At 67.7% G+C, this 24,761-nt stretch carries 26 protein-coding genes, 1 tRNA gene and 1 pseudogene; 12 read left to right on the top strand and 16 right to left on the bottom strand.

What is annotated here, in order from left to right; all coding sequences use genetic code 11:
* A pseudogene (locus tag ABD908_RS04440) lies at nucleotides 1-596 on the top strand (hypothetical protein); the annotation flags it as partial.
* Nucleotides 597-688: 92 nt separating this feature from the next.
* Nucleotides 689-761 (top strand) — tRNA-Asn (locus ABD908_RS04435).
* Between the two features lie 29 nt (nucleotides 762-790).
* Here the strand turns inward: ABD908_RS04435 and ABD908_RS04430 are convergent.
* Both ABD908_RS04430 and ABD908_RS04425 read right to left on the bottom strand, forming a co-directional pair.
* Nucleotides 791-2,002 (bottom strand): tyrosine-type recombinase/integrase, encoded by a 1,212-nt coding sequence (locus ABD908_RS04430; protein WP_344991439.1) that lies wholly within the window; start codon nucleotides 2,000-2,002, stop codon nucleotides 791-793.
* Nucleotides 1,995-2,609 (bottom strand): helix-turn-helix domain-containing protein, encoded by a 615-nt coding sequence (locus ABD908_RS04425; protein ID WP_344991436.1) that lies wholly within the window; start codon nucleotides 2,607-2,609, stop codon nucleotides 1,995-1,997. Before ABD908_RS04425 ends, ABD908_RS04430 begins: the two co-directional genes overlap by 8 nt.
* Before the next feature lie 408 nt (nucleotides 2,610-3,017).
* Here ABD908_RS04425 and ABD908_RS04420 point away from each other — a divergent pair, with 408 nt between their 5' ends.
* Together ABD908_RS04420 and ABD908_RS04415 are read left to right on the top strand one after the other, a co-directional pair.
* Nucleotides 3,018-5,855: a DUF3987 domain-containing protein gene (locus tag ABD908_RS04420; protein WP_344991433.1), complete on the top strand. Its 2,838-nt coding sequence runs from the start codon at nucleotides 3,018-3,020 to the stop codon at nucleotides 5,853-5,855.
* 426 nt (nucleotides 5,856-6,281) lie between these two features.
* Nucleotides 6,282-6,791: a GNAT family N-acetyltransferase gene (locus ABD908_RS04415; protein ID WP_344991430.1), complete on the top strand. Its 510-nt coding sequence runs from the start codon at nucleotides 6,282-6,284 to the stop codon at nucleotides 6,789-6,791.
* Nucleotides 6,792-6,827: 36 nt separating this feature from the next.
* On the opposite strand, the gene ABD908_RS04410 is transcribed toward ABD908_RS04415, so the two are convergent.
* The gene (locus ABD908_RS04410; protein ID WP_344991427.1) at nucleotides 6,828-8,087 is read right to left on the bottom strand and encodes an AlbA family DNA-binding domain-containing protein; all 1,260 of its coding nucleotides are present in this window, start codon (nucleotides 8,085-8,087) and stop codon (nucleotides 6,828-6,830) included.
* Between the two features lie 270 nt (nucleotides 8,088-8,357).
* On the opposite strand from ABD908_RS04410, the gene ABD908_RS04405 reads away from it, so the two are divergent.
* Nucleotides 8,358-9,599, top strand: coding sequence for a DUF7373 family lipoprotein (locus ABD908_RS04405; RefSeq protein WP_344991424.1), 1,242 nt, complete (start codon nucleotides 8,358-8,360; stop codon nucleotides 9,597-9,599).
* A gap of 67 nt (nucleotides 9,600-9,666) precedes the next feature.
* Here ABD908_RS04405 and ABD908_RS04400 read toward each other — a convergent pair whose 3' ends face one another.
* Nucleotides 9,667-9,876: a hypothetical protein gene (locus ABD908_RS04400; RefSeq protein ID WP_344991421.1), complete on the bottom strand. Its 210-nt coding sequence runs from the start codon at nucleotides 9,874-9,876 to the stop codon at nucleotides 9,667-9,669.
* Between the two features lie 423 nt (nucleotides 9,877-10,299).
* Between ABD908_RS04400 and ABD908_RS04395 the strand changes: the two genes are divergently transcribed.
* From ABD908_RS04395 to ABD908_RS04385, 3 genes are all read left to right on the top strand, one after another.
* Complete coding sequence (locus tag ABD908_RS04395; RefSeq protein ID WP_344991418.1) at nucleotides 10,300-10,710, top strand: hypothetical protein; 411 nt, start codon at nucleotides 10,300-10,302, stop codon at nucleotides 10,708-10,710.
* Nucleotides 10,711-10,875: 165 nt separating this feature from the next.
* Nucleotides 10,876-11,529: a DUF6226 family protein gene (locus ABD908_RS04390; RefSeq protein WP_344991415.1), complete on the top strand. Its 654-nt coding sequence runs from the start codon at nucleotides 10,876-10,878 to the stop codon at nucleotides 11,527-11,529.
* 71 nt (nucleotides 11,530-11,600) lie between these two features.
* On the top strand, nucleotides 11,601-11,801 hold the full coding sequence (locus tag ABD908_RS04385) for a hypothetical protein (protein WP_344991413.1): 201 nt from the start codon (nucleotides 11,601-11,603) through the stop codon (nucleotides 11,799-11,801).
* Between the two features lie 201 nt (nucleotides 11,802-12,002).
* Here ABD908_RS04385 and ABD908_RS04380 read toward each other — a convergent pair whose 3' ends face one another.
* The 8 genes from ABD908_RS04380 to ABD908_RS27560 form a co-directional block, all read right to left on the bottom strand.
* Nucleotides 12,003-13,112 (bottom strand): hypothetical protein, encoded by a 1,110-nt coding sequence (locus ABD908_RS04380; RefSeq protein ID WP_344991410.1) that lies wholly within the window; start codon nucleotides 13,110-13,112, stop codon nucleotides 12,003-12,005.
* Nucleotides 13,113-13,157: 45 nt separating this feature from the next.
* Nucleotides 13,158-13,838: a hypothetical protein gene (locus tag ABD908_RS04375; protein ID WP_344991407.1), complete on the bottom strand. Its 681-nt coding sequence runs from the start codon at nucleotides 13,836-13,838 to the stop codon at nucleotides 13,158-13,160.
* A gap of 13 nt (nucleotides 13,839-13,851) precedes the next feature.
* Nucleotides 13,852-14,274 carry a hypothetical protein gene (locus ABD908_RS04370; RefSeq protein WP_344991405.1) on the bottom strand — a complete coding sequence of 141 codons (423 nt, stop codon included), beginning with the start codon at nucleotides 14,272-14,274 and terminating at the stop codon, nucleotides 13,852-13,854.
* Nucleotides 14,275-14,451: 177 nt separating this feature from the next.
* Nucleotides 14,452-14,910, bottom strand: a complete 459-nt coding sequence (locus tag ABD908_RS04365) for a hypothetical protein (protein ID WP_344991402.1) — start codon at nucleotides 14,908-14,910, stop codon at nucleotides 14,452-14,454.
* Between the two features lie 115 nt (nucleotides 14,911-15,025).
* Nucleotides 15,026-15,148, bottom strand: a complete 123-nt coding sequence (locus tag ABD908_RS04360) for a hypothetical protein (RefSeq protein ID WP_344991399.1) — start codon at nucleotides 15,146-15,148, stop codon at nucleotides 15,026-15,028.
* An 86-nt stretch (nucleotides 15,149-15,234) separates the two neighbouring features.
* Entirely contained in the window at nucleotides 15,235-16,272 is a 1,038-nt protein-coding gene (locus ABD908_RS04355; RefSeq protein ID WP_344991396.1) for a hypothetical protein, read from the bottom strand.
* A gap of 485 nt (nucleotides 16,273-16,757) precedes the next feature.
* The gene (locus tag ABD908_RS04350) at nucleotides 16,758-17,186 is read right to left on the bottom strand and encodes a hypothetical protein (protein WP_344991394.1); all 429 of its coding nucleotides are present in this window, start codon (nucleotides 17,184-17,186) and stop codon (nucleotides 16,758-16,760) included.
* A 313-nt stretch (nucleotides 17,187-17,499) separates the two neighbouring features.
* The gene (locus ABD908_RS27560; RefSeq protein WP_425584340.1) at nucleotides 17,500-17,718 is read right to left on the bottom strand and encodes a helix-turn-helix domain-containing protein; all 219 of its coding nucleotides are present in this window, start codon (nucleotides 17,716-17,718) and stop codon (nucleotides 17,500-17,502) included.
* Between the two features lie 371 nt (nucleotides 17,719-18,089).
* Between ABD908_RS27560 and ABD908_RS04345 the strand changes: the two genes are divergently transcribed.
* A complete protein-coding gene (locus tag ABD908_RS04345; protein ID WP_344991391.1) occupies nucleotides 18,090-18,443 on the top strand; it encodes a hypothetical protein in 354 nt (117 codons plus the stop codon).
* Nucleotides 18,444-19,044: 601 nt separating this feature from the next.
* On the opposite strand, the gene ABD908_RS04340 is transcribed toward ABD908_RS04345, so the two are convergent.
* Nucleotides 19,045-19,491: a hypothetical protein gene (locus ABD908_RS04340; RefSeq protein ID WP_344991388.1), complete on the bottom strand. Its 447-nt coding sequence runs from the start codon at nucleotides 19,489-19,491 to the stop codon at nucleotides 19,045-19,047.
* Here ABD908_RS04340 and ABD908_RS04335 point away from each other — a divergent pair.
* Together ABD908_RS04335 and ABD908_RS04330 are read left to right on the top strand one after the other, a co-directional pair.
* Nucleotides 19,490-20,641 carry a hypothetical protein gene (locus ABD908_RS04335; RefSeq protein WP_344991385.1) on the top strand — a complete coding sequence of 384 codons (1,152 nt, stop codon included), beginning with the start codon at nucleotides 19,490-19,492 and terminating at the stop codon, nucleotides 20,639-20,641. The genes ABD908_RS04340 and ABD908_RS04335 overlap by 2 nt on opposite strands.
* Nucleotides 20,642-20,668: 27 nt before the next feature.
* A complete protein-coding gene (locus tag ABD908_RS04330) occupies nucleotides 20,669-21,121 on the top strand; it encodes a hypothetical protein (protein ID WP_344991382.1) in 453 nt (150 codons plus the stop codon).
* A 6-nt stretch (nucleotides 21,122-21,127) separates the two neighbouring features.
* Here the strand turns inward: ABD908_RS04330 and ABD908_RS04325 are convergent, their stop codons facing one another.
* Both ABD908_RS04325 and ABD908_RS04320 read right to left on the bottom strand, forming a co-directional pair.
* A complete protein-coding gene (locus tag ABD908_RS04325; protein ID WP_344991379.1) occupies nucleotides 21,128-21,760 on the bottom strand; it encodes a chymotrypsin family serine protease in 633 nt (210 codons plus the stop codon).
* Between the two features lie 367 nt (nucleotides 21,761-22,127).
* Entirely contained in the window at nucleotides 22,128-22,412 is a 285-nt protein-coding gene (locus tag ABD908_RS04320) for a hypothetical protein (protein ID WP_344991376.1), read from the bottom strand.
* A 188-nt stretch (nucleotides 22,413-22,600) separates the two neighbouring features.
* On the opposite strand from ABD908_RS04320, the gene ABD908_RS04315 reads away from it, so the two are divergent.
* Nucleotides 22,601-23,656 carry a restriction endonuclease gene (locus tag ABD908_RS04315; RefSeq protein ID WP_344991373.1) on the top strand — a complete coding sequence of 352 codons (1,056 nt, stop codon included), beginning with the start codon at nucleotides 22,601-22,603 and terminating at the stop codon, nucleotides 23,654-23,656.
* Between the two features lie 135 nt (nucleotides 23,657-23,791).
* On the opposite strand, the gene ABD908_RS04310 is transcribed toward ABD908_RS04315, so the two are convergent.
* Nucleotides 23,792-24,400, bottom strand: a complete 609-nt coding sequence (locus ABD908_RS04310; RefSeq protein ID WP_344991370.1) for a recombinase family protein — start codon at nucleotides 24,398-24,400, stop codon at nucleotides 23,792-23,794.
* Nucleotides 24,401-24,761: the final 361 nt, after the last annotated feature.

Here is a 24,761-nt window from a genome sequence, read left to right as displayed (position 1 = left end):
CCCGGCACCGTCACGCCAGCGCTGGCGTGACGGTGCCGGGTGGCCCGACGGCTGGTGCGGGCGCGTCCGGCGGTGAGCGGCCCGGTGGCGGTGAGCGGCCGTCCGGCGGTACCGGTGGCGACGTCACCGGTGGTGCGACGGTGCCGGGCGCCCCGACCGAGGCGCCGCAGACGACGCAGGCACCGGCTCCGACGCAGGCGCCCGTCCACACGCAGGCGCCGGAGAACACTCAGGCTCCGGTGCAGACCCAGGCGCCTGAGACCACCGTCGCCCCGCAGGGTGGCTCGGGCGGTTCTGGCGGCTCGGGTGGTGACCACCACGGCGGTGGCGGCGTGACGCCGGGCGGTGGAGCCGCACAGCCCACGGCGACGCAGGTCGCCCCCGCGGTCACTCAGGCTCCCGCTGCGCCGACGCAGGCCCCCGAGGTGACCCAGCAGCCCGCAGTGGGCGGTCATGGCTCGGGTGGCGGCTTCGGGTCGGGCGGCGGTTCCGGGTCGGGTAGCGGCTTCGGCTCGGGCGGTTCTGGCGGCTCGGGTGGCGGTTCCGGGTCGGGCGGCGGCAAGGTCTGCTCGCCAGGCACCACCTGCACGGGATAGCGTGACGCTCTCGGGGAGACCATCGGAAAGGCCCTCTGACCTGCCGATTGGTCTCCCTGAGAGGCGATGCGCTACAGTTCTTTCTCGGTTGATCCCCCATAGCTCAATTGGCAGAGCATTCGACTGTTAATCGAAGGGTTACTGGTTCGAGTCCAGTTGGGGGAGCAGTGTTATTGCAGGTCAGGCCGGGTAATCTACCCGGCCTTTTCTGTTCCCTCAGTCCCAACGGAACGAAAACGTAACGAAAACTCATCCAAGGCCGCCGTGTGGTCAGGCACGATCTGGTTCCGCTCGACGTAGTGCATCCGTGTCACCTCCGTCGACGCATGGCCGGCCTGCCGCGCCGCCGCCTCCAGCCCCAAGCGGCGTTCTACCGCGGTGACGACGGTCTTGCGCAGAGTGTGGGTCTTGATCCAGTCGAGGTCCTCGCCACGCGCCGCTCGCCAATTCCGGTAGACGTTCGACTCCTGCTGCGGGGTCCCCACCGAAGACGGGAAGACCAGGTCCCATGGCAATCCCCGCGCGCGCTGTCTCCGCAGGGCGTCGACGCCCAGAGACGCGACCGTCAGCGTGATCGGGTCGGCGTTGCCCTTCCGAAGCGGCACGCGCCGATTCTTGAAATCGAGATGCCATCCGACGCGCAGCGTCACCGGACCACCATCGTCGAGGCCGTGCACGTCAGACCAGTCCAATGCGAGTACTTCACCGATCCGGCAGCCTGTCGCCAAGAGCAGGTCGAACAACTCCAGGCGGTCCGATCCGCGCCGCGGGCCGTGGTGCTTCGCCCTCTGCCACGCGACTATTCGGTCCCGGATCAACACAGCCTCGTCCGGCGTCAACGCCCGCGGCCTGCGGGTCGACCGCGGGGGCTTGAACGCAGCGAGCACGGGGGAATACTCCATCGCGCCGTATCGGATCGCAAAGGTGCATGCCTGCGAGAGCACAGTGCGTGCCATCTTCACGTTGCCCTCCAGCTCGCGGAGGAACCGATCCACACGCGGAGTCGACAACTCGCGCAGCGTGTTCTCGCCGAGTGCGGGGATCACTACCTTCTCAGCGCAGCGGCGGTAGTGGAAGATGGTGCCCTCGCTTTTGACCGGGTGGCCACCTGCCCGCACAGCGGCCGCATACTCGGACTCGCAGACGCTGAGCCAGTGTTTGAGCAGCTCGGCGACCGTGCTGTCTGGCGTCAGCTCGGCGTCGACACCGCCGGGGCCGCGGCGCCGCTTCTTCAGCTTCGACTTCAGCGCTGCTTTCGCCTTGCTCTCGCTCTGCCCATAGGCCTTCACGAGCCGTGTCGTGCCGTCCAGGTCGCGATAGCGCGCGGTAGCCCGCCACGAGCCCGGCGACTCCTCCTTCACTGCGATCTCACCGTAAGTGCCGATCTCCAGCTTCGGCCTAGCCATGGCGAAGTTCGGTCTCGAACGTTGCGTCTTGAGCGGCGGTCTCGTCGATCTCTCGTTGTGTGGCATCGACCAACTCGCTGATGATCGCGCGGGAGGCGTGGCCGCGCCGCTGCGGTGTCGCACCAGGGCCGGCTCGGTGGTCTCGCTCCTGGCTCCCACTCCGCCCGCCGTACAGGCGGTGGGCCGCGCTGAGGACGAAAGCCTCGGTGCCCGGACCAAAGTGTGCGGCGACCTTGTCTTCGACCGCTCCCCAGCCCGGCGCAAGACGCGAGTCTGCTACTTGGCCGATCATTGGACCTCGAACCGGCGCGCCGGTAAGAGCGTCGCGCCACAGCTGCACGACTTCGGACGTGTTGGTATCAGGTAGCAGGTCTGCCAGATGGACCGGAGTGCTGGACAGCTGACTGATGGCGAGCGCGACGGCGTGAATGGCTCCGAGATCCGGTATGCCCGAGCCCGACTCGACCTGGGCGACCCGCGCTCGTGTCCAGGTGACACCGACCCCTGTGCGCCCGATTGCCCTTGCGAGTTGATCCTGTGTGATCCCTGCTTGTTCGCGCAACTCACGCACGCGTGTACCGAAAGCGGTACCGAAGTCGTCTGCCACATTTTCAATAGTATGCACCACTTGCGCCTGAGTGCAATAGATCATAAGCTAATCAGTAGTTCCTGAATTCTACTCCTGAAGGGGGAGGTATGAGTGGCGCTCCGACACCGGCCGAGGCGGTGGTAGCGATCCAGACGCTTCCTGCTGTCAACCTGATAACCGCCGCGGTAGCCCTCGGTGTGTCCGTATCGACCGCTAGCCGCTCCGTCGCGGCAGGAGCATTCCCGGTGCCCGTGGTTCGGATGGGAGCACGAGTGGTGGTGCCGACAGCGCCGCTGCGTGAGCTTCTGAGTATCGAACCGATGCCGAGCATCGCGTGACGGGTCGATAGATACGCGAAGCGCCGGGCCTGCCACAGCCCGGCGCTTCTTGAAACCGACGTTCGGCGAGAACAATCGAGGTCCACTTATGAGTGTAGCCGGTACCCCCGACATCACGGTGCTTTACACGTACGGGATGCACGTGCTCCCGCTGCCCGCTGGCGAGAAGAGCCCGCGACGCAAGGACTGGCAGCTCGAGCCGAGCATCGACGCCGATCGGGCCGTCGCCCACGTCGAGCGCGGCGGCGGGCTGGGTGTGATCCCCGGCAAGTCGAATCTGATCGTGCTGGACTGCGACGACGCGAAGTCCCGTCGCGCGCTCGCCGAAGCCGGATACCCCATCAGCATCGAAACGGCCGGATCGCAGAACCCGGCGGCGGACCACCACGGCGGAGGGCACGTGTGGCTCGCCGTACCGCCCGGCACGCCCTACCTGCACGCGCGGCACGAGTACACCCTGCCGAACGGCGGGAAGCTGGAGGTGATCGCCTCCGACCGTTCCCTGGCCGTCGCGCCGCCCACCGCGATCGGCGGGTACCGGTACCGCGCCGTCGACGCGATCCGCGTCGCCCCGGCGTGGCTCTACGACGAGACGGTCCCCGGCCCGCCCGGACTGGAACCGATCCACGGCGTGCTCGACCCTTCCAACGCCGTCGTCACCGCGGCGAAGCCGACGCTGGAGGGCGAGGCGGCCGAGCGGCAGGACGAGCTGAACCGGTCGGTCGACTCGATCTCCTGGTCCGACGCACTCGACTCGAACTTCGCGCTGATGGACACCGACAGCAACGGATGCGGGATCTGGCACTACCTCGGCGGGTCCACGCCGAAGAGCCTGACCTGCCACGAAGCCGGATGCCCCGACACCCACGGATCGCGTGTGGCGGTGATCTTCTCCGCATCCGTGTCCACCGCCTACCCGGCGCTGGAGCAGTTCCGCTCCGGCAGGGACTACCCCACCGTCAACGCGCTCCAGCTCGCCGCCGCGGTCCAGCACGGCGGTGACCTGCGCGCCGCAGCGGCGGCGTTCGGCATCACCCTCGGCGGTGGACACGCGGGCCTGATCGGGCTGGACCAGTTCGCTCCCGGACCGGTGCGGATCACCGGCGCCGAGTACCTCATCGACCCGGACCGCCGCCCCACCCCCGCAGCGGTGCGCCCGTCGACCGGGGCGGCGGGCAACGGTGCCCGCGTCGACCTCACCGGCATCCCCGTCGCGGGCACCCCGGTGGCGGAGCCGGAGTGGATGGCCCGCGCCCGCGCCGCCCACGCCGTGGCGAACGGCCCCGTGACCGGGTCCGCGCCGCAACCGATCCCGTCGGGCGGCAACGTCGGCGAGGGGACCGTCGTGCCGGATCACGGCCTACCGTCCGTCGCCCCCGGCGCACCCCACCCGAACGGATCGACGGTCCCCACCGGGCCCGGGCTCGCGCCGGTACTGCCGATGATCCGGCCCGTCACGGCGGGTCCGGGACCGTTTCCAGTAGATGCGCTGCCGGCTGCGCTGCGTGCCTACTGCATCGCGCTCGCCGAGTCGGTCGCAGTTCCCGTCGAGTTGGTCGCTCCGATGCAACTCGCGGTCCTCGCCGCGGGCTGCGGCCCGGCGAACATCTACGTCACCGACGGGTGGGAGAGGGAGCCTGGACCATTGTGGTTCATGGTGGTCGCGCCGCCGTCCACCCGGAAGTCGCCAATCCTCAAAGCGGTGCGTGCGCCGATTGACTCGGCGGTGTCGACCATCAACGAGGAACTCGGCAATGCGCGGCGCGAAGCGGTGATCGAGGCCGAGGGTCTCGAGGAAGCGGCAGTCGTCGCAGAAAAATCCGCGCGCGCTGCGGTGGCGCAGGCAGCTGTGGCACGTGTCCGGGGCGAGCCGACGATCCAGTCCCCCGAGCAGAGTGCTGAGGCGCTGAAGAATGAAGCTGCCAGGTTGCGGGAGATAGCGGATGCCGCCCGCGCCGCGGTACCGCCCTCCGTCGAGCCGGTCTTCACCGACGCCACCCCGGAGGCGATGACTGAGTTGCTGGAGCGACAAGGGGGCCGGGGATTCCTCATCCATCCTGAGGCGTCCGAGATCCTGACACAGGCGACGCGAACCGACACCAAATCGATGGAGACCGCCAAGTTCAACTCCGCATATGACGAGGAGTTCATCTCCACGCACCGGATCGGCCGAGGCATCACCGAGGTCCCTCACCCCTCGCTGTGCAGCCTTCTGATTGTGCAACCGGAGCCGGTGCGGGAGGCGTACGCGCCGAAGTCCGCCACTGGCGTGAAATCACGAATCACCACCAACGGCTGGTCCGACCGCCAGGGATTCGTCCTCGTCCCCGAATCCGAGCCGGACACTCTCGACCGCGACCGATCGATCGATCCTCGGGCGAAGGAGGCATATACGCTCGCGGTATCGCGCGAGTGGGTGCGCACGTACCTGCTTGCTGCGGTACAGCGCGAGCGTCCGCGGTTTCGCCTCACGCCGGAGGCGTTCCAGGTGATCGCAGCTCATTATGACCTCGTCGAGCGTATCAAGCGCCAGCCGGGTGTGCGGGCGGAGGCGTGGGGCAAGGCGGTGGGACGGGCCGTTCGACTCGCGCGGTGCTTCGCCCAGCTCGACGTCGTGAACCTGACCCCCGCTGTCGTGCACCCGGTGCATGCGAAGCACATGGCCGCCGGGTGGGCGATCGCGGAGTGGATGCTCCGGTCGTTCGACGCCGCTACCGGTGCGCCCGAGACGCTGACTGAGGCGGAGTTGGTCGACGCGGCGGCGGTGTTCGTCCTCGAGAAGATCCCGGCGGTCGGCGATTCGATCATGCGGCCGAAGCTGCGCAGCTCGAAGAAGCACGGCCCCTACATCGGCACCGCCATCGACCTGCTGTGCTCCCGTAAGCAGGTCGACGTCCGTGGACAGGGGATCTACCGAATCGGCTGATGGGCTGTGGGTTCCGTTCGAAGGACCGGCAACTGCGATGTCGTAGCAGTGTCGTCGGGATGTCGTCACGAATGTCGTAACTATCTTCGCAGGTCAGCACCGATGTCGTAGATGTCGCAGGGGGTCGCCCGTTGACGGGTGTCGTCTCAAGAGTGAAAAAGTCACGAAGATGTTTAGCGCTGCTATACATCTGCCTGTCCAGGCCCATAGCGTATTGGAACGGAGCACCCCCTGCGACATCTACGACATTGGTGCTGACCTGCGAAGATAGTTACGATATCGGTTACGACAATCAGGCGATGTCGTAGTGCCGTGCAGGATGAGACCGTGACCACGTGCACCGATTGCGGATTCGGATTCGCTGACACTCCGACCTCACGCCGTGGGCATCGCGAGCGGCACGACGTGTGGCAGTACGGTCCGCAGTTGACGGCCACGGCGGCCAGACTGTGGCCCGACGGCGCGATCGCGATCGTCGACGCGCTCACATCGCAACGCGCTCTGCGACAGGCCGCATACGACGCAGCGCTCGCGTGGAGCCGCCCCGCTGGAAGCGGTGGCGCCTCGGCTTTCCCGTCGCCGGAGATTGACGGCGTGCCGGACCGCGCGTACCTCTACCGCGCTGGCGACCGCGTCGTGGGCTTTCTCCGCGCCTGGCCGGCCGACTTCGCCCGCCCGGCGGTGATGGCTGACGACCCCGCCGGCATCAGGTTCACGGGCGAGACGAGGGCGGTCTCGACATGCTCGATCGGGCCGGTCTGGACGCATCACGCCCATCGGCGACAGGGAGTAGCGCGCGCCTTGCTTGCCGCGTTGCTCGCGGATCCGGAACGGATCCCGGGCTCGATTTCGCTCTACGCGCCAGTGTCGGCGGACGGTCGCGCGTTCGTCGCGTCGGTGTTCGGCGCCGAGGCAGAGATCCTAGTGCGGTGGTGAGGGCCTGGGGACCGTCGCCGAACACGGTATGTGTGATCACTCGAGGCGCGCGACTCCACCCTGCTCGACGACGTCTGCAACGAGGTCGCGGTACTGGTCGAGCACTCCATCAGCGTCGAGCCACGGAGCCATGTCGAGTTCAGTCCGAACAGGGACGAATCGTGCGATCGGCAAAGCGTGATCCGCATCGATCAGGTACTGGATCGGTCCGATCTCCCATTCGCGAATGACGAGATCGGTGCCACTTGGCCAACGGACCTGGACCTCGACGTCGACTCGCTGCACCGCAGACCTCGCAGCCAGACCGCGGACGAGACCGATGAAGTCTGCGAGAGCACCCCCCACTCCTGTCGTGGTGATCTCGTTCGGTTGGATGAACTGGTCCGAACCCACGCGCTCCTGTCCTATCGCGGCGGCGAGGACGACGGACCCGTCGTTGTGAATCTCGGCCTGACAGTCCTGGTGTCCGACTGACGGCGCCATGTGGCGGGGGCTGGCCCGCCACTTACGCAAGCCGGTACGTGGATTGTGGACGTCGACACGTGCCAACGGGTGGTTGCCTGCGGGCGCCAGTGTCTGCGCGTGCTGATGTCCGGCGAGGAACACTTCGGTGGCTTCGCGTTTCGTCAGGCGCCGTCGGCCAGTACTGGGTGTGGAGGGTCTCGAGGCAGCGACCAGCCAGGCCCGGGCATCAGTGGGTCTGCCCTCGAAGCCATGCTCCACGAGTTCGTCCAACGCTGTCCGGTCGGTCCGGAACTGCTCGAACCGAGCTCGGTACGCGGCCTCGAGCATCCGTTCGTTCATCCACTGGGTGTCGGGCCCGTGCCTGTACGGGACTTTGAACGAGTCGTCTTTGAAGATGAAGTGGGGTGCCTCAGCCGAGTTCGGAACGATCACGACCAGCGCGCGGTTCTCGCCTTCGACGATCGGCACGACGTCGAGATCGAACAGCGGAGGGGACAGCTGGTTCAAGGCGATTCGGCGGATGTCGCGGACGAAGGTATCGGTGACGCGATCTGGCGTCAGCGGAGACACACCCGACGCCGTGGAACCTGAATCTGAGACACCGAACAGCAGCATCCCGCCGCCTGAGTTGGCCATCGCCGCGAGATCCTTCGGTAGGTCTCCGTCTTTCAGTGCCCTCCCCGGCTCGATGTTCTGTTTGAAGTCGAGGTCAGCGGTCTCGGGGATCCCGTTGTCGACGGCTTGTGTTAGCAGAGCGAATGTGAGGGGGCTCGGATCGGCTCCGAGCGCCCGGTGGAGCGGCGTGAACAAGAGGCGATCGGCGGTGGTCACCGGCCGATTCTAGGCATCCGGGTCCTTGCATCGAATCGAAGTTGATTCTCCCGGGCGGACGCCAGATCGAATGCGGTGTCTGTCGAGCCCACGTCGGGGACCGTCGACGTCCGTAGCCGTTCGGCGTCGGATCGAGCGCGGTCGATCACGCCTGATCCGGTCGGGGACCGTCGATGGGTTTGGTGATCGCCAGTCGTCCACCTAGGCCTGCCGTCCATGATGTTTGTCGTACACAGAAACGATCAACGTTGCACATGCGGGAGGTTGGGCATGGGGTGGAGCGAGTGGCGACATTCGGGAGCAGCTGCGGCGGTGGTCGTGACGGCAACGCTGATCACGTCGACGGGGTGCGCGACGGCGATAGCAGGCAGCCCGGTCGCCGCGTCCTCAGCGGTGCCGATCGACGGTGGAAACTACCCGACCCAGCCGCGGGAGATCCCGCCCTTCGCTCCCGGCGACACAGCTGACCAGCTGCGGCAGGCGTCCCTGATCATCGCAGGAGCGGTGACCAGCCCAGCAGATGTCGACCCCTCATTGAACTGGGCGGTCGCCGATGTCGGGCGGGGGAGCAATGTCGGAGGCTTGGCCTTGATCGATTCGACGACATTCAGTTGGATGGTGCCGGGCAAACTCGCCTTCGATCTCGCGGCGCCGACGTTCTACGGCGGGTACCTCGTCGCCCGCAAGGACAAACCGGGTGGGGGAGCATCGATCTCAGAAGGAGACACGGCAGACAACGACCATCGGACGGTCGACATCGGGGTCATCCGCTACACGTCCGATTCCGACGTGGCAGGTGTGGCCTCCGCTCTTCGTCGGGACCGGGCGGCAACCGCGGCGGTGCAGGGGAGTCTGACGGGCGACGGCCTGCCCGGACATCCCGACGCTGTCGCCGTCGATTCGGACACCGGCCAGGCTCGCCCGGATGGCGGATCGTGGATGGTCCAGCACGGGCCGTACCTCGTGTACGTCTTCGTCGGCGGCGCGGCGACCAGCACGAAATCGCTCGCCGCGCGCATGGTCGACGCCCAGATCAAGCGACTCGACAACACACCGATCGACGAACAGTCGGTATCCGAGCCGGCGTCCGATGACGAGCGGATCCTCTCGTACACGATCCCGGACCCGTCGGATGGTGCGTGGTACTACTCCTCGCGAGCTTGGCTGCATCAGTTCGGTGCCGACTGGAAGACGGACTCGGCGAAGCTGAGCCAGGCGGGCGTCGACCTCGTCGGGGTCGGTGCCGACACGGTTTACCGTGCTGCCGATCCGCAGCGTGCGCGTGCGTTGCTGACTGCGACGTTGCCGACTGCCAGGGTCGTGCCAGGCGGCGTTCCCGGCGTCCCAGGCTCGGTGTGTGTCGCGACGCGGGGCGCGTTCGACTACAAGGACCACTACACCTGCGGAGCGGTGCGAGGGCGATACGTCGCCGTGGTCACCGGCCAGGAGCAACTCGCGGCCGCACAGCAGATGATCGGCGCCGAGTACGAGATGTTGCAACAAGCGTCGTGACGACGAGGATCAAAGCCTCACCGCACTGTGGATGTTCCGGGCACATCATGCGCCGCCGAGTTGGTGCCTACCGCTGCCACTCCTCTGCGAAGAACGATTCGGGGCGGTGGGGGACCGTCGATCCCCGCGGGAACGCGTCTGCGACGTCGGCGACCAACTCTCGGATGATCACGACCGGCGGGTCCCACACACCGGATCGATGGTTGCGGTACTCCGGGTCGAGTTGGTCGTCGCTGAAGAACTCGGGTCGCGGCGCGATCCCGTAGCGTTCGTCCACGGGCTCTCAGCGCCCTGCACGCGTACGTGCTCGGCTCGGTGGCCACCCAGCTGCTCGGAGCGCCGAGCAACGCACCGGATTGACCGAGGAGCAGTGGAAGCACAGCGTCGGCCCTACATCAGCGAGGTCTACATCAGCGAGGTCCTCGCGGCCGGCGAGCACCCGGTGCTCACCCGCCGCGTTCTCGAAGCCGAGGACAGCGACCCCCGACATCGAGTTCGCGTTCGGGCCGGGATGCATTCTCGACGTCTCGCGGCCCGAGAGGGTCGCTGACCGGCCAGCGACCCGTACAACCGGTTCACGGTCCCGACCGCGACACCCATCTGTGAAGAGCCGCGACAGTGTCTACCTCGACGCTGCACGCCTCAGATCACCTCTGGCAGCCGCTCCCGCACCGGACACCCGACAGCTACCGTCGAACCCGTGACCGGCGCAGTGCGCGACTACGGCGTCGCGCCGGATCGGACGATCCGCATCATGAGCGACTACGGCAGCTCCCCGTTGTGGTCCTTCGGCAACATCGGCACGGATACCGTCGGCCTCTCCGCGGACCTGGTCACGCGCCTCGACGACTGGCAGCAGCTGTTCGACGAGCACTTCCACTGGGAGACCGGTTGGGACGACGCCGACGTCTGCACGCGGTACGACGAGCTGGGGCGCGCGCTTCTCCCGCTGGTCAGCGCCGAGCTCCCCGGCTACGCGGTGGAGCTCGACCTGTGGCCGACCGACGGCGGGCGACACTACGTCGGTGAATGGGTGTCGGGCTGGGAGCCGCCACCGCGCGAGGGTTCGCGGTCGGCGTTCAGGCCGTCGCCACGCGGTCCGCAGGCCTAGCGTGAGGACCCGACCGCTCCGCGCCGCCGCGGTGGGGCCTCCGGTCGAGGTCGCCGCCGTCCGATTCCGTGATGGCGGGGAAGCGATCCAGTGAGCGGGGAACCCCGTGGCTCCACCGAGAAACCTGTCGCCATTAGCCGCCTCGCCGCCGTACGGTGGGCAACCGTGAGCCTGTACGTCCGACCGAGCATCCCGGTACGTGAGTACCGCGACGAGTCCGGGGCGGTGATCGAGTACGGCACCCGGTGGGGCGCCGCCTCACCGCCGAACGACAGCTACTCACGCACCAGCAACCTCGACCGGTTCGAACCCCTCCACGCGGTCGCCGGCGCGCTGATCGACCACCTGGCGGACACGTACGCGGTCACGGTCACACCGGTCGCGGCGGACGACACCGGTCGCCGTCACACGACGATCAAGACGCTCACCATCGCACCCCGATCAGTCGATGCCGCGCCGCTGCTGCTGCGGTTGACCGACTTCCCGGCGGTCGAGGTTGCCGCCGGCATCACCCACCATGTCGTGTACCCCGACTGCGGCTGCGACGCCTGCGACGAGACCTGGGAGGACGCCGCCGCCGACCTGGAGACGCTGGTCCTCGCCGTCGCCGCTGGAACCTTCAACGAGCAGATCACCCTCCCCACCCACTGGAACATCGCGGGCGGGAAGGCGTCGGTGCACCATCAACTCGCGGCGCCGGACGGCTCCTACCGCGAGTCGAGTGAGCACTCGGTCACGTCGACCGACGAACTCCGTGCCGCCGCAGCACGGCTCGACGCCCGCCCCGACCGATGCTGGCAGCCGTGGACACGGCGATGACACCCCGATGCCCGCCCATGTCAAGCCGACAGCGATACGCCGGGTACACCGGTTCGTCGTACCGTGAACTCATGTCCGACCGCGGCCCGCTGACGCTCTTCTCGATCACGCTCGCCTGCGGCCTGCTGGTGATCGTTGCCAGCGTAGTCACGCACGATGTGCTCGGCATCGTGTGCGGGCTGGTGATCAGCGGCACCAGCACCGCCCAGATCGTCGCATTGCGGCGCAGGAGGACGGCACGCGGTATCTCGCACCCGCACCGACCGCGGTGAGGTGAGGATCCCGATCGCTCCGCGCCGCGGTGGGTCCTCCGGCTCCGGCCCGGCTCGAACGGGCAGCCACCCTCACCGTGCGCGGTAGGTCGCGCCCTTACCGGGTAGACGCGACTTGGGCGGAGTCGGTGGGTGACGCTAGAGGTTACGGGTCGGGGGCGCGACCGGGTTACTGGCCGCCGCGGCGTCGGTTCGCGGCGACTATGTGAACCACTTCGCGCGCGCAGCGTCGGGAATTCGAGCCGCCGCGAGCCGCCGCGCGTCGGTCGGATTCATGTGCAGATCACCGCCTGGTGGCACGTTCAGCATCCGACCGTCGTTGAACCCGCGGAACTCCAGTCGCTCCTTCGCCGGCTCGACGTCACGCCACTGCATCCCGTCCTGTGCGATCAGCGTCGGCTCCGAGCGGCGCCGCTCCCAACACGACGCGGCAGCCGATGTCAGGTCGCGGATCAATTCCACGGTGCTGTCGCACAACCCATCGATCGTGCGCACACTGTCCTCCTGCAGCAGCGCGCCGTTCAGACCGGGCCGCGCCGCGTACACCATCGTCTGCACCGTGCTCCACTTCGGCTGCTGAAACAACGGGTGCACAATGGTTCGGTCCTTCAGCAGGATTCCCCATTGCGTCCCTGGCGGTCGGTGCGTCATCGCGTTGCGCGTTTCTCGCAGCCACTTGAGCCAGTCGGGTGGTCCGTAGTCGCCTAGCCGCGTGAGGGGCTCAAGTAGATCGACCTGGAGCGCGCGTCCCGGGGAGCCGCCCGGCTCGGTACGAGGCTTATTGGGCGGCTCCGACGCGCCGAACTCACTCAAGAGCTTCGGGACGACCTTCCAATCCACCGTCTCGACGTTCGCAACTCGGAATCCTCCGACGATGACCAACACAGCGGCCAGCCGGTCGAACGCCTGCGCAAGGTGGAACAACGCGTGCTCCGCCGAGGTCGCAGCACGTAGGTCCCTCTCCCTGTCGCCGGGTGCGTCGAATACCGCCCGTGCGAACTCCTCCGCAGACGCACGCACCGAACGCCGGCGCAGGGATTCGATTGCGCCCTTCACCCGGACTTGTCGCGAGTACCGCACCTGGGCGTGCTCACGAGCGGCCAGCGCCGCCGAGCACAGCGACGCGGACGTCCCGTGGACGGACTGCACCAGGTAGTCGGCTATCAACACCCGCGTCTTCCAGTCCGCTTCGCCAACCCACCAATCGAAACCCGTTCCCTGTTCGACGTCGAGCTGCGCGACGAGATCATTGAAGAGCTTCCCCAGCACGTCGGTAGCGCCACGGACACGCGCTGCATAGTCGTCTACCACGGGAACACGTTAAGGCGTGCGCTGTTCCGCGGCACCGGGTCCGCCCTACAGCCGCACGTCCCAGCTCGCCAGCACCCGCGTCGGGTCGCCCGGGTCGGCCACCTGCACCGTGTACTCAGGCTCCCTCGACCCGAGCGGGACCGCGACGTAGCCGTGCACCGTCCGCCCCGGAATGACCGTGCCGATCCGCAGCGGCGGCATCTTTCCGATCGCGGTGTAGTCGACAGTCGGGTCACCGCCGTGCACGCTGTCGTCCTGGTCCGGGTACGCCGCGGTCACCGCGCTCTCCGAGTAGGCGAACGGCTTGCTGCCGGTGCCGCGGATCGTGACCTCGACGACGAGGCACGGCAGCGCCCCGGCGCAGTCCTGCGGCTCCCAGGTGATGCTGTTCAGCGCGACCGTCGCCGTGGCCGCGTCCGCCTCGGTGACCGCCTTCGCCGGTCCGTAGCGCCCAGCTGTGGATGCCGGAGCCGCCGCGGTCCTCAGGACGGAGTCGGGGCGCGGGTGCGCCGACCCGGTCGACGAGTTCGTCGACGAGGTGGAAGGCGCCGTCGAGCTCGTCGGGGGAGCAGCGTCGGTCGAGGCTGACGTGCCCGTTGGCTTAGCCTTCGATGGAAGCAGGTTCCCGAGCACGCCGGCGCCGAAGAACACGACGAGGAGGCCGATCAAGACCCAAAGCCACGTACGTCGCCGGCGTCGGCGCACTGCGAGGTCGGTCACGGGCATGCTCGTCTCATTCCTAGTCCCTGAGCTTCTTCGTCAGCTGCACGCCGTCGAACTGCGCAGCATAGGCGTTGATCGCGTTCCGGAACGCCAGGTACTTCGCGGCGAAGTCCGCCCGGCCGCCAGGCGCGGTCAGGTCGTCCGAGTCGGCGGCGTCGGAGAACGTCGACTGGGTGGTGCGCGCGGCGTCGCGGATCGTCAGCGAGTAGCAGCCGATGAATGGGATGTCCTGCACCAGGCCGAGGGTGTCTCCGCCGCCGGTGTCGGTGGCGAGGGTGTCGGCGGCGTCGGTGAGGTCGGCGCCGCCTTCCACCGCGGTGTTGTAGACAGTGACGTCCTGCGCGACCCGGGCTGCGTACTTCGCGTATGTCGCGCGGTCCTGGTCGGGAACGTCGAACTGCCAGTTGTGAGCGCATCCCGGCTTCGCTGGCTGAGGCACCTCGGATTGCGATGTCGGCGACGCCGTCGGGGAGCTGCTGGACCCGCATGCGCCAGTGAGAGAGCCGGCAGCCAGCAGGACGACCAGAACGGCGAATCGGAGCTTCACCGGACGGTTCTACCGCACCGACGTCCTCCACCGTCGCGTATCCGGTCCACCCCGACCTCGACGGCAGCGTCAGGTCAGGAACGGCCAGACGATCGCATGGCCGGACGCATCGCTGAGCACCATGTCCTCAAACTCGTTGCCTTGCTTATCGGACAGCGCGACCCTCACCGATGTGCCCGGCCAGGTCGATTGAGGGTCCACAGCGCAGTACGGCTGGCACGGATTCCGGATCCAGGTGCCGTGCCCGACGGCGGCTTCGGTGTTCCAGAAGGACCAGGTGATTCCGACGACCACACTGCCGGCGTCGGCACACGTGAGCACCAATCTCGTCGGTCGCAGAAGCTCCTGGCCGCAGTCGTGCGCGTAGGTGATTGCCAGCGGGGTGGCCTCAGCTGTCGCTGGGAGCACCGCCGTTCCGGCCATCATCGCCGCTGTGGCGGCCGCGTAGACGAGTTTCCTCACGACCGGCGACAGTACGGTCTGCGACGACGTCGCGCAGCGAATCCGGCGAGCCGCCCGACGCCCCATCCGATCCGTTCCGGTTCTTCGTCCCCCGAACGGATGGACCTCCGCCTAATTCTGTGCCATGTAGCCGCGCTGGCGGGAGATCGAGGAGGCCCTGTCCCAGCACCGCCAGGTGCGCCTAGTCACCCCGCACCCGTCGCGCGATCTGCTCTCCGCTCGCCACCCCGGTCCCCCGCAGCAGCCGCCACCACGCCCGTTCCCGGGTCAGCAGCGCTTCCACGTCGGGCGGCAGGGCCGGCACGCCTTCGAGGTCGTGATCCTGTTCGTCGCTCCATCAATTGGACGCACCGGGTGCAGGATCGGTTCCGAAGTCGCGGACCTCATAAGTCACGCGAGGTTCGGGGTCCACCGCGGCGGCTTCTCGTAGTCGGCGCGCATCCTCGCCTCCATCTGAACAGACTGCTCGCGACCAGGGACAGCCCGCACCAGCCAGTTGCCGTACGGGATGAATCCCTCCTTGACCGCGTGCTCCAGGTCGGTGGCGAGGTCGTCGACCAGGCCGTCCAGTCGACGACGGTTAACGATGCCACCGAGGAACGTCGTGTCCCCGCTCGGCTCGACTCCATGGACCTGCATCATTTTCTCGTCGTCGTAGGTGTACCGGATGAAGCCGAAGCCGTCCTCGACCCACGCGCCGACGTAGTGGAACGTCAGTCGCCTACAGTAGTTTCCCCAGCGCGGATGGTCACCGACGTCGGTGGGGTCAAAGCGCATCTCGAACCAGTCGTGCGGGTCGCAGGGCCGGCCCAGTGCCGCGCCGAATATTGCGGCCAGGTCCGCTTGTTCAGTGCCGGTGGCGTGGCGTTCCACGCCGTCCCGTGATGCCTGCGCCCCATCCATCTCGTCGGTCAGCACATACGTGGTTTCCGTGCCCGCATCAGTCACCGTGAACCTTCCGGCGTCGAAGTCCACCGCGACGTCCAGTGGCCTGTCGGCTCGCCTGACTGCGGGCACCTCGACCGGTGGGGGCGGCAGCAGCCTTGCAGCGTCGATCTCGCCGAGAACCTTGTCGATGACCGGGTACTCGCTGCGACGCTGGAGCTGGTTGGCGAGTCCGACGCTCATTCCCAGCTCCCAATCGGCGGCCATCAGCGTTCGCTTCCGGGGAACCTTCGCCACGTCGCTGAGGATCAGCGCGTACAGGTCGGCGTCGACGCCGAAGTCGCTCGCGCGGCGCTTCAGGTATCCGTTGGCGTCGCGCTCCGACATCCGGGCCTCGACTGTGAACCGTGCGGCGACCAATCGGGTGTGATCGGGATGTCCCGATGCACGTCCGCCCCGGTAGCGGGTCCGCCAGACGAACTGCAGTAGCTCGGCGCGGGTCAGCGGGCGCGCCTGTGCCTCGTGTGCCTGTCCAGATCGCACGGGTGCCCCTCCCAGTCCAGTGTGCGCGTCAGCCTAGACCACCGCCGAATCACCTCTGGCACACAGAGAGGCAGCGCTGCGCCGGGACGTGGATCGCGCCTCGCGCAGGGCTGTACGTAGCGTTGATATACGAAACCGACGCAGATCGGATGCATTAGGGAGTCGCTCGTGCACTTCCTGGTCACCGCGGCGGCCACTGACCATGCCCGGCCCCCGGGCGATGGAGGCATCGCCGGACACCCCGCCTAAGGCCGCCTAAGGCCCGCTTGTCGATCGTTCGGTGTACGACTCAGGTGATGAATCGAATATATGCTCCGGGCCGGTCGCCACGCGCATACCCGGGTGACCACGTCGACCGCCGTGCAGGGCAGTCATGGTCACGTCCTACTGGGGGCTTGACGGTGGCCAACCCGGAAGCAGGTGAGTCTCGCGATCGGCCGCCGTGAAGCCCGACGTTGTCGTCGTCGTACTGGAACTCAGACGGGTCAGTGCTTACCGACCCGGCGGGTCGACGTCACCTCGACCCGGTTGTCGCCGTTGGGGTCCGCGTCGAGTCGTTCCTGCTGCGAACCGGGTTCTCCGCTCCCGAGCATCGTCGCTGCGGTGTGCTGATCGATCCCACGATTCGCCTTGGCCCACGCGTCGAGTTGATCTGCGAACGACTCCGCGGACGCGGATGCGGTCTCCATGTCGATGCCGACGCGGTCCCAGACAGCGGTCATCGCATCGACGGTCCCCTGGTAGATCGGAGCCACGCTTCCGTCGCGCGTGAAGCATGTGGTCTCGCGATGCAGAGCCTCAAGCACTGCGGCCCTGCGCTTCTGAGCCTCGTTGCGCAGTGCCTGCGCCTTGGCTCGGATGTTCGCGGTGTGCGCGAAGAAGGCGTCGTAATCGCGGACCGCATGATCTGGCATCGGAACCCCCTGCTTCGGGATGATGTGATGCCGCCAGTGTGGCACAGAAATGAGGAATGCTCGAGCGGCCCGGGATCCGGTGCGGTACAAAGACGCTGAGATCACGGATCATATGTCGGTCCGTATCGCGGTTCGTATCGGCCACCGTATCGCGTTCCGTATGTTCGTGTCGGACTCCGTATCTCGATCCGTATCGGCCTCCGTATCGCATTTCGTATCGCGACGGCCATGCATCATCTCCGCACGTAGGCGCGCACATAGGTGTGCATACGGGCAGTGTCAGCCGGGGCAGTGATCGAGACCATCTGTATCGCTACAGGATCGGCGCCGAATCGGCCGTTGCGGAAGGCGTCCGTATCACGGCGGGATGCGTCGCGATGATGCGACGTACGGTGCTGGCCGACACGCCCCAGGAATGGGTCAAATCAGTGATGCTCCAGCCTTTTCGGTGCATCGCTACCAATGCAGCCGCGGCGCTCGGCGTCAGGGCGGGGGGCCGGCCGCGCCGAGAGGTGTCAGGTTGACTCGTCATGAGTGTTGAGCGTACCGCGGATTTCGATACGGACCGTGGTGTCGGTTCCATGACATTAATTCCCGCACAGGGCTTTTCGATGCTGGTCAAAATCCGGATTGGTCGTACACTCGACTCGCGATGACTGCGGAGATGGGAGTGCAGAAAATGACAAGCGCGATTCTCGGTGCAGGAGAAGCCCACTGCGTTCGCTGTGGGCTGACCGCTGACGAGGCGACTGCGCTGCTCTGGCGGGTGGCGTCGGCGGTGCTCGAAACGAACGGTGGTGGGCCGACGTGTGCTGCGTGCACAGCCGATCTCGCGGAAGCGGCTGGCAGCCGGAGCGGTCTGATCGAGCAGCTGCGTCGATACGCGCTGAGTGAGGTGCAGTGATGACCACCTTCTCCGATGCGACGCGCGAGACGCAGCTGTACATCCACACGGTGGCGTCCGCGTTTGCTGCTTGGCATGAGGCGACGATCCCCGCCGAGATGGCCGCGGTCCGACGGCCGGAGACCAAAGAAGAAGCGGAGGCGTTGATCGCCGCACTGATCACGACCTTCGAGGCCAACGGTGCGCGCAAGAAGATTGCCCCCAGCGGCATCCACCCGGCCACCATGGGCCGCCTGCTCGCGGAACGGGGAGAGCGGTACGACGCCCAAAAGCGCACGTACACCACCTCGCAGGGCTTCGACGCGATGGTCGGCTTGTATCTGGAAGAGCGAGCCGGAGAGGGAGAGCACTGATGGGGTTCTGGGGCGATGTGGCCGCGAACACCGGCGGTGGAGCAGCGATCGGAGCGGGCGTCGGAGCAGTCGGCGGAGTCGGCGTGCTTGACGCCGTCACGGTACCGGTCGGTGCGATCGGTGGGGCGATTATCGGTGCGGCAGCAGGAGTGGGCGAGTGGGCGCTATTCGACGGGAAGCCGAAGCCGAGCGCACCAGCGAAACCGCCCGGTCAGTGGGACCAGCCGGACGGAACGAGCACTCAGATCCTGCCCGGAACGGCGAAGGACATCAGCGGCGTAACCGATCTCGACAGCAAGCTCGACGCGGTCAATTCGCAGATTTTCGCGTTCGAGGACGGCCCGACCGGCTCGGTCTGGAATCAGAATCCGCCGGACCCGCTCGACATCGCTGATCAAGACGCGACTACGACGACCGCCGCGTATATCAAGGCCGTGGCGGATCTCGCCGGTCAACTACAGACCGCCGCCGACGCGTCCGGCGAACAGAAGGTCGCCGAACAGATGCAGCGGCTATCCGCGTATATCAGCGCGGTCACCGGCATGCAGCCCGCTGCGGCGACGGACCAGCTCATGGCGTCCTCGGGCGGAGCAGCTGCATGTTACAGGGCGCTCACAACCCTGAACGCGAACGTGCGGAAGCAACTCGCCGACCAAGGCGCGATCAACAGCACTGACGAGGGGAGGAGACTGACCACTGCGGTGAGCGCCGGACAGAGCGCGATCGAGACCGCGAACAGCGCTTTGGGGGCTGCGTACAAGCCGTCTACCTCGGCGGCACTCGGCGCGAGCACACCTAACACGCCGACCATTCCGTCGACGCCGACACCATCAACACCGTCTACCCCGGAATCGACGTTCGCCCCGACGCCGTCGTCGTTCACACCTTCGTCGAGCACCCCGACCACCCAGACCCCGACGTCGCAGACGCCGACACAGAAGACGGACCCGAACAGCAGTCTGTCCCCGTCGGATCTGCTCAAGGCGCTGGGCAGCTCCACACCCTCCTCCACCCCATCGACGGGCAGCGGCATGTCGATGCCGAGCATGCCGAGTCTGGGTGGCGGGTCGTCCACGCCGCAGACGTCGACCCCGCAGACCTCGACGCCGACACCGAGCACACCGAAGTCGAACACGGACAACGGCGACTCGGATCTGGCGAAGCAGCTGAAGAAGCTGAACTCGCAGAACACCAAGCCGGATCAGACCGCGGCGAAGGTCGACACCCCGCCCACGACGTCGACGGACACCGTGACGGGGCAGAAGCCGGGCCAGGCGGCGCCGACCGGCGACGCGACGGCGACCCCGGCGGTGGCGGCGACGCACATCGGCTCGCCCGGCTCGGTGCAGCAGGCCACCGACCACAAGCCCGGTACGGCCGCGGCTGCGGCGGCGAACCCGCCGGTCGACTTCAAGGGCACGAAGGTCACGATGCCGAACGCGCAGCTGAGCAAGCTCGGGCAGGAGTTGGCGGGCGCCGACCCGAACCATCCGCTGTCGCTGGCGGAGGCGTGCCAGAAGGCCGGGATCACCCCGCCGGTGCCCGGCCAGGACCCGGGCCAGCAGGTCGCACCCGACCAGGCCAAGGCGGGCGACCTGCTCGTCGCGGGCGGGAAGGACTACCTGTTCCTCGGCAACGACAAGTACTACGACCTCCAGACGTACAGCGTGGTCTCCGGCGACCAGGTGCCGCAGAACCTCGGCGACAGCGGCGGGTTCTTCCACCTGAACAACCCGTCGGAGGCGGCGGGTGCGGCGGCCGCGGCCGGTACCGCCCCGACGTCCGGGCCCACCGCGGGCGTGCAGTACGGCGTCCCCGGCGGTGACCAGTCCGGCCTGCCGCAGAACGGCGGCGCGACACCCGGCCACACCGGCACCGGTGCGGGCGGCGGCGCTGCACCGGGCGGCGGCTCCAGTGGATCCGGCGGCAGTGGGGGATCGGGCACCGGCGGTTCCGGATCGGGCACCGGCGGCGCCGGGACCGGCGCAGGCGGATCGGGCGGCGGGTCCACCACCCCCGGCCAGCAACAGCAGCCCACCCCCGTCACCAGCAGCGGCCAGCCCGGCGTGCCCTCCGGCGGCGCGACACCCGTCGGCTCCGCCGCCAGCACGAACACCGGGGCGGGCAGCAGCACCGCGGGTGGCAGCGTGCCCAGCGTGGGCGGCGGGGACATGGACCCGAGCGCTGTGACGCGATGAACCTGACACCGAACGGAGACAACGAGAATGAGTACTGACCAACCGGTCACGATTCGAGACCGCGACGGCTTCCAGCAGACGATCGCGAAGATGCGTCAGATCTCGCAACAGCTCCGCGCAACTTCCCCGGAGGCGGCAATCGCCGCGGTACGGACCGCCGCCACCAGTCCGGACACGGGGACCATCGCTCCAATCTACAAGGGGACCGTCGACGCGTTCGGCACAGCGATGGGCAACGCGCAGACCCGCGTCACACAGCTTTGCGATAGCACCGACGCGGTGTGCGCAGTCTTGGAAGGCTTTCTCACCGGGGTCACTGGCAGTGACACAGGGACGGCGCGAACCGTTAGTGCGACGGGCTCCGGTGGCACTACAGCGGCGGCGAGCCCTCTTGTGGGAGGGCAGAAGCCGCTGATCGCGAGCACCGTTCCGGCTGGCGTGTTGCCGGCGCACACAGACGGCGGTGGCGCGGTGCAATAGGCCGCTTCACGAGAGGCCGAGGTTCAGCGACCAGCGGTCGAGAATCGGCGCGAGGTAGGTGGCCCGATTGTCCTCGACGGTATCGCCGCTGGAGAGCAACCCGATCGCGTAGGCGTGACCCGCCGGGTCGACGACGAAGACTCCCGACCCCGAATCGCCGTGAACCGCAGGGAGATGGACGCCGAAATCGCTTGCGGTCGTGTCGGTGAGAGTTCCGCACACGAGACCGACGTGCCCTCCCATCATGCATACGGGGGTGCCGTCGCCGAGCGCGCGGACCTGCGACACAGAGAGTCCGCCGACGATGCCGATCCCGGGCGCGACAGTTCCCCGGAACTCGCCTGCGTGTTGGATCGCGGGCGGGAGATAGATGATGCCCGCGTCTGCGGCGGTTCCGTCGGCGTTCCGTGTCCCATCGCCGACAGGCGAGTTGACGGCGGCGGCGAAAGGTTCGAGGCTGATCTGCTCACCATCTGTCGTCTTCATGTACACCGTGGCTCCCTGCGCGCCGACGCAGTGGCCCGCCGTGAGGTAGCCCACGGTCCCCGCGGCGGATCCGTTCTGACCGATCACGGGCCAGCCGATCGTGCACTGTTCCGCCTCGGTAGCGCTCGACGGCGTGTAGATCGACACACCCATGCCTGGCTCGTCGCCGGTGCTCCCGCTTGAGACGATTCCTGAACCGGATGTCCACGCGACCCACGGACCCGGTGGCATGGGGACCGTCGCCCCATCGGTTGTCGTACTTCCTGCCTCGGGTGCGCCAGACTCGGCCGGGGTGGGGGTCGTGCCGGCGCCTGACTGCCCACCCGCGAGGATCGAGACCGCGGCTGCGGCATCGCTGTTCATCGCGGCGGCGGCTCCGTTGCCGGGTGCGTGCGTGGCCGGGGCCGGGACTGCCTCGCCGCCGCACGCGGACGTGGCGAGAACAGCGGCAGTAAGAACAGCGGTAGCAGCGTGGCGGAGGCGCATGGCTTCAGTGTCTGTCGTGACGCTTGGCGCAGGCCTAAGAACTGGCGGCGTCGAGCCCGCGCGTCCCGGTCGAAGCGTGCCACATCGCGAACGCGTTGCTGATGCAGGCGTTCACAACGTCCTGCAGCCGGTCGACCGGCGCGGATCTCCACCCATCGCTGATCCCGAGGTACACGAGTTGCCCGCGGTACACGAGTGCGAGGATGCCGGGGTCGTCGAGGTCGTCGGCCCAGAATCCGACGGCAGAGGCGGCCGACGCGGCCGACGCGGTGAGGGAGTCGGCCGCAGCGTGGGCGGCGGCGAGCAGCTCGGAGGTCATGGCCCGATGATGCACCCGCGCACCGACACTCAACGAGCGTGGCGCGAACATCGATGCGGTTCCGCATTGAGGCCGTTCGGCGGACCAGCAGATAGCTCGACCACAGCTGCCGATATGGCGGGACGAAGCCGAAGGGGCGAGGCTTCAAAAGCTGACTGATGTGGCAACGGATTGGTACGTTTCCGCGCATGACGAGGAGTGCGTGGGTGATCCGGGCCGGGCGCTATGGCGAGCGTGACGCATGGGCCATTGACCGTGGGGTGTCCGGCGGCGGCTGGCAGGAGCTGCCCGATCTGACCGAGTTCACCACGCGGAGCGAAGTCGAAGGTCTGGTACACGAGGTCTACGCATTGGAGAGCCAGGGAACTCGAATCTCGTACACGGGTCAGGTGTGGGCGCTGCGCGGGCGCATACAAGTTGGTGATCTGATGGCCCTTCCGCTGAAGACGACCCGCGATATCGCGCTCGGCAGAGTGACTTCGGCGTATCGATACCTCGCAGATGAGCCGGATCCCGCGTGCCGCCACGTGGTCGACGTGGAATGGCGGCGCCACGTGTCGCGAACGGTGATCAAACAGGATCTGCTCTACACGCTGGGTAGTGCGTTGTCGACGTTCTCACCCAGCCGCAACCACGCTGCGGCTCGGCTTGAGCATCTCCTGAATGCCGGTGAGGATCCTGGCGCGCCGTTGGTAGGGACGGGCGCTGGCTCGACATCTTCCGTGTCCCACTCCGGAGAGGACGACGTCGTTGACGAGCCGGAGACACGTCCGGATGTGGCCGAACTCGCGCGGGATCAGATCACGACGAGGATCGGTGAGGAGTTCTCCGGGCACGGATTCGCGCACCTCGTGGCCGAGCTGCTGCGGGCCGAGGGGTTCGAGACGGACGAGGCCCCGCCTGGCCCCGATGGTGGAATCGACATCACCGCGGGCCGGGGACTTCTCGGGCTAGAGTCGCCGAAGCTGATCGTCCAGGTCAAGACCGGACAGGTCGCAGCCGAGGTCGTCGCGCAGCTCAACGGGTTGGTCGCCACGCACGGTGCCGATTACGGACTGCTGGCGACCTGGGCCGGTCTGTCACGTCCCGCCCGAGAGACGGTCCGGCACCAGCGGTTCCGTGTCAAGGTGTGGGATTCCTCCGATGTTGTCGAAGCGGTGCTCCGCAATTACGAGAAGCTCCCCGACACCATCACGTCGAGGCTTCAGCTGCAGCGCGTGTGGATGCTCCGCGACCCGGCGTGAGCGTCCAGAAACCGGTAACCACGCGCGCGACGCCGCGCCGGGGTGAGACCGCGACACGCGCCCGCATATCGTGTCAGCCTGCGATGCGTGGGCTCGGCGACACCGCGAACGCTGGGCCGTAGGTCGTGTCAGCGTTCATGCAGGCTCAACCCGGCCAGCGCGGATGTACCGGAACGCTGTCGCTCGGCTCACCCCGAACATGATGCACAGCTCAGCGATAGGCTCGCCGCCGCGATACAGCCGGACGAGCCGTGCTTGCTGCGCGGCCTCGAGCCTCGGCGGGCGGGTGGCCGGCAGACCGCGGGCGACTCGGGCGGACCGGCTCGCGGCGCGCCGTTCCTTTCCCAGCTCCAACTCCAGCTCGGCGAGGCTCGCCATGATCGCGGCGATCGCCCGCCCGGTCGCGGTCGACGTGTCGACACCCTCCCGCAGCGCGACGACGGTGATTCCGCGCGCGGTGAGATCGGCGACGGTGGCCGTCACCTCCGCGACGCTGCGGCCGAGCCTGTCCAACGCTGCGACGACGAGACGGTCCCCACGGCGCAGCCAGCCGAGCGCTTCGGCCAGCCCGGGCCGCGCGGACCCGGCTGCGCCCGACAGTTTGTCGGTGAAGACCCGGTCGGGCTCGATCCGCGCGGCGACGAGAGCATCGCGCTGTTGGTCGAGCGACTGGTGGTCGGTGGAGACGCGGAGGTATGCGGCGGTGGCGCCTGCGCCTGCCGCAGCGGCGTCGGAGTCGGTCACGCACCGAGTCTCACACGCCGTACCGACAAGATCTGAAACTCTATGTGTGAGACCGGGATCTGAGACTGTGCGACCTGCGACGATCGTCGCCGCCATCGTGCCGTCCGCGGTCGTCTCAGATCTTTAGATCTGAGATCCTCACCGTAGGCGCCGTGGCCCCCCAGCGCCGTGGCCCCCCAGCGCCGCGTCCGGTCAGAGGCAGCGGCGCGAGGTGAGCGCACCCGAATCGTGCCGTGTCGTACCGGCGGCGCACCATCACCGCCATGAAACTCATCTCTCACCCGGATCCTCATCAAGGCGACCGCGCCCGCCGAGCTCGCCCATGCCCTCGGTTCCGCGGCCGGCGTCGACGCCACGAATG

Origin of the sequence: Tsukamurella soli (genome assembly GCF_039541155.1) — a bacterium.
Classification (GTDB): domain Bacteria; phylum Actinomycetota; class Actinomycetes; order Mycobacteriales; family Mycobacteriaceae; genus Tsukamurella; species Tsukamurella soli.
The sequence above is the reverse complement of the archived record's forward strand: the minus strand, read 5'-3'. Positions and strand labels throughout refer to the sequence as shown.

Excerpts from the sequence above, each read along its gene's own strand:
- ABD908_RS04340 (WP_344991388.1), bottom strand. The coding sequence starts at position 19,491 with ATGCTCGGCATCGACATGCCGCTGCCCGTCGATGGGGTGGAGGAGGGT.
- ABD908_RS04330 (WP_344991382.1), top strand. The coding sequence starts at position 20,669 with ATGAGTACTGACCAACCGGTCACGATTCGAGACCGCGACGGCTTCCAG.
- ABD908_RS04325 (WP_344991379.1), bottom strand. The coding sequence starts at position 21,760 with ATGGGTGTGTCGATCTACACGCCGTCGAGCGCTACCGAGGCGGAACAG.
- ABD908_RS04430 (WP_344991439.1), bottom strand. The coding sequence starts at position 2,002 with ATGGCTAGGCCGAAGCTGGAGATCGGCACTTACGGTGAGATCGCAGTG.
- ABD908_RS04350 (WP_344991394.1), bottom strand. The coding sequence starts at position 17,186 with ATGCCAGATCATGCGGTCCGCGATTACGACGCCTTCTTCGCGCACACC.
- ABD908_RS04345 (WP_344991391.1), top strand. The coding sequence starts at position 18,090 with ATGACCACCTTCTCCGATGCGACGCGCGAGACGCAGCTGTACATCCAC.
- ABD908_RS04320 (WP_344991376.1), bottom strand. The coding sequence starts at position 22,412 with ATGACCTCCGAGCTGCTCGCCGCCGCCCACGCTGCGGCCGACTCCCTC.
- ABD908_RS04315 (WP_344991373.1), top strand. The coding sequence starts at position 22,601 with ATGACGAGGAGTGCGTGGGTGATCCGGGCCGGGCGCTATGGCGAGCGT.
- ABD908_RS04335 (WP_344991385.1), top strand. The coding sequence starts at position 19,490 with ATGCCGAGTCTGGGTGGCGGGTCGTCCACGCCGCAGACGTCGACCCCG.
- ABD908_RS04405 (WP_344991424.1), top strand. The coding sequence starts at position 8,358 with ATGGGGTGGAGCGAGTGGCGACATTCGGGAGCAGCTGCGGCGGTGGTC.
- ABD908_RS04420 (WP_344991433.1), top strand. The coding sequence starts at position 3,018 with ATGAGTGTAGCCGGTACCCCCGACATCACGGTGCTTTACACGTACGGG.
- ABD908_RS04375 (WP_344991407.1), bottom strand. The coding sequence starts at position 13,838 with ATGCCCGTGACCGACCTCGCAGTGCGCCGACGCCGGCGACGTACGTGG.
- ABD908_RS04385 (WP_344991413.1), top strand. The coding sequence starts at position 11,601 with ATGTCCGACCGCGGCCCGCTGACGCTCTTCTCGATCACGCTCGCCTGC.
- ABD908_RS27560 (WP_425584340.1), bottom strand. The coding sequence starts at position 17,718 with ATGACGAGTCAACCTGACACCTCTCGGCGCGGCCGGCCCCCCGCCCTG.
- ABD908_RS04365 (WP_344991402.1), bottom strand. The coding sequence starts at position 14,910 with ATGGGGCGTCGGGCGGCTCGCCGGATTCGCTGCGCGACGTCGTCGCAG.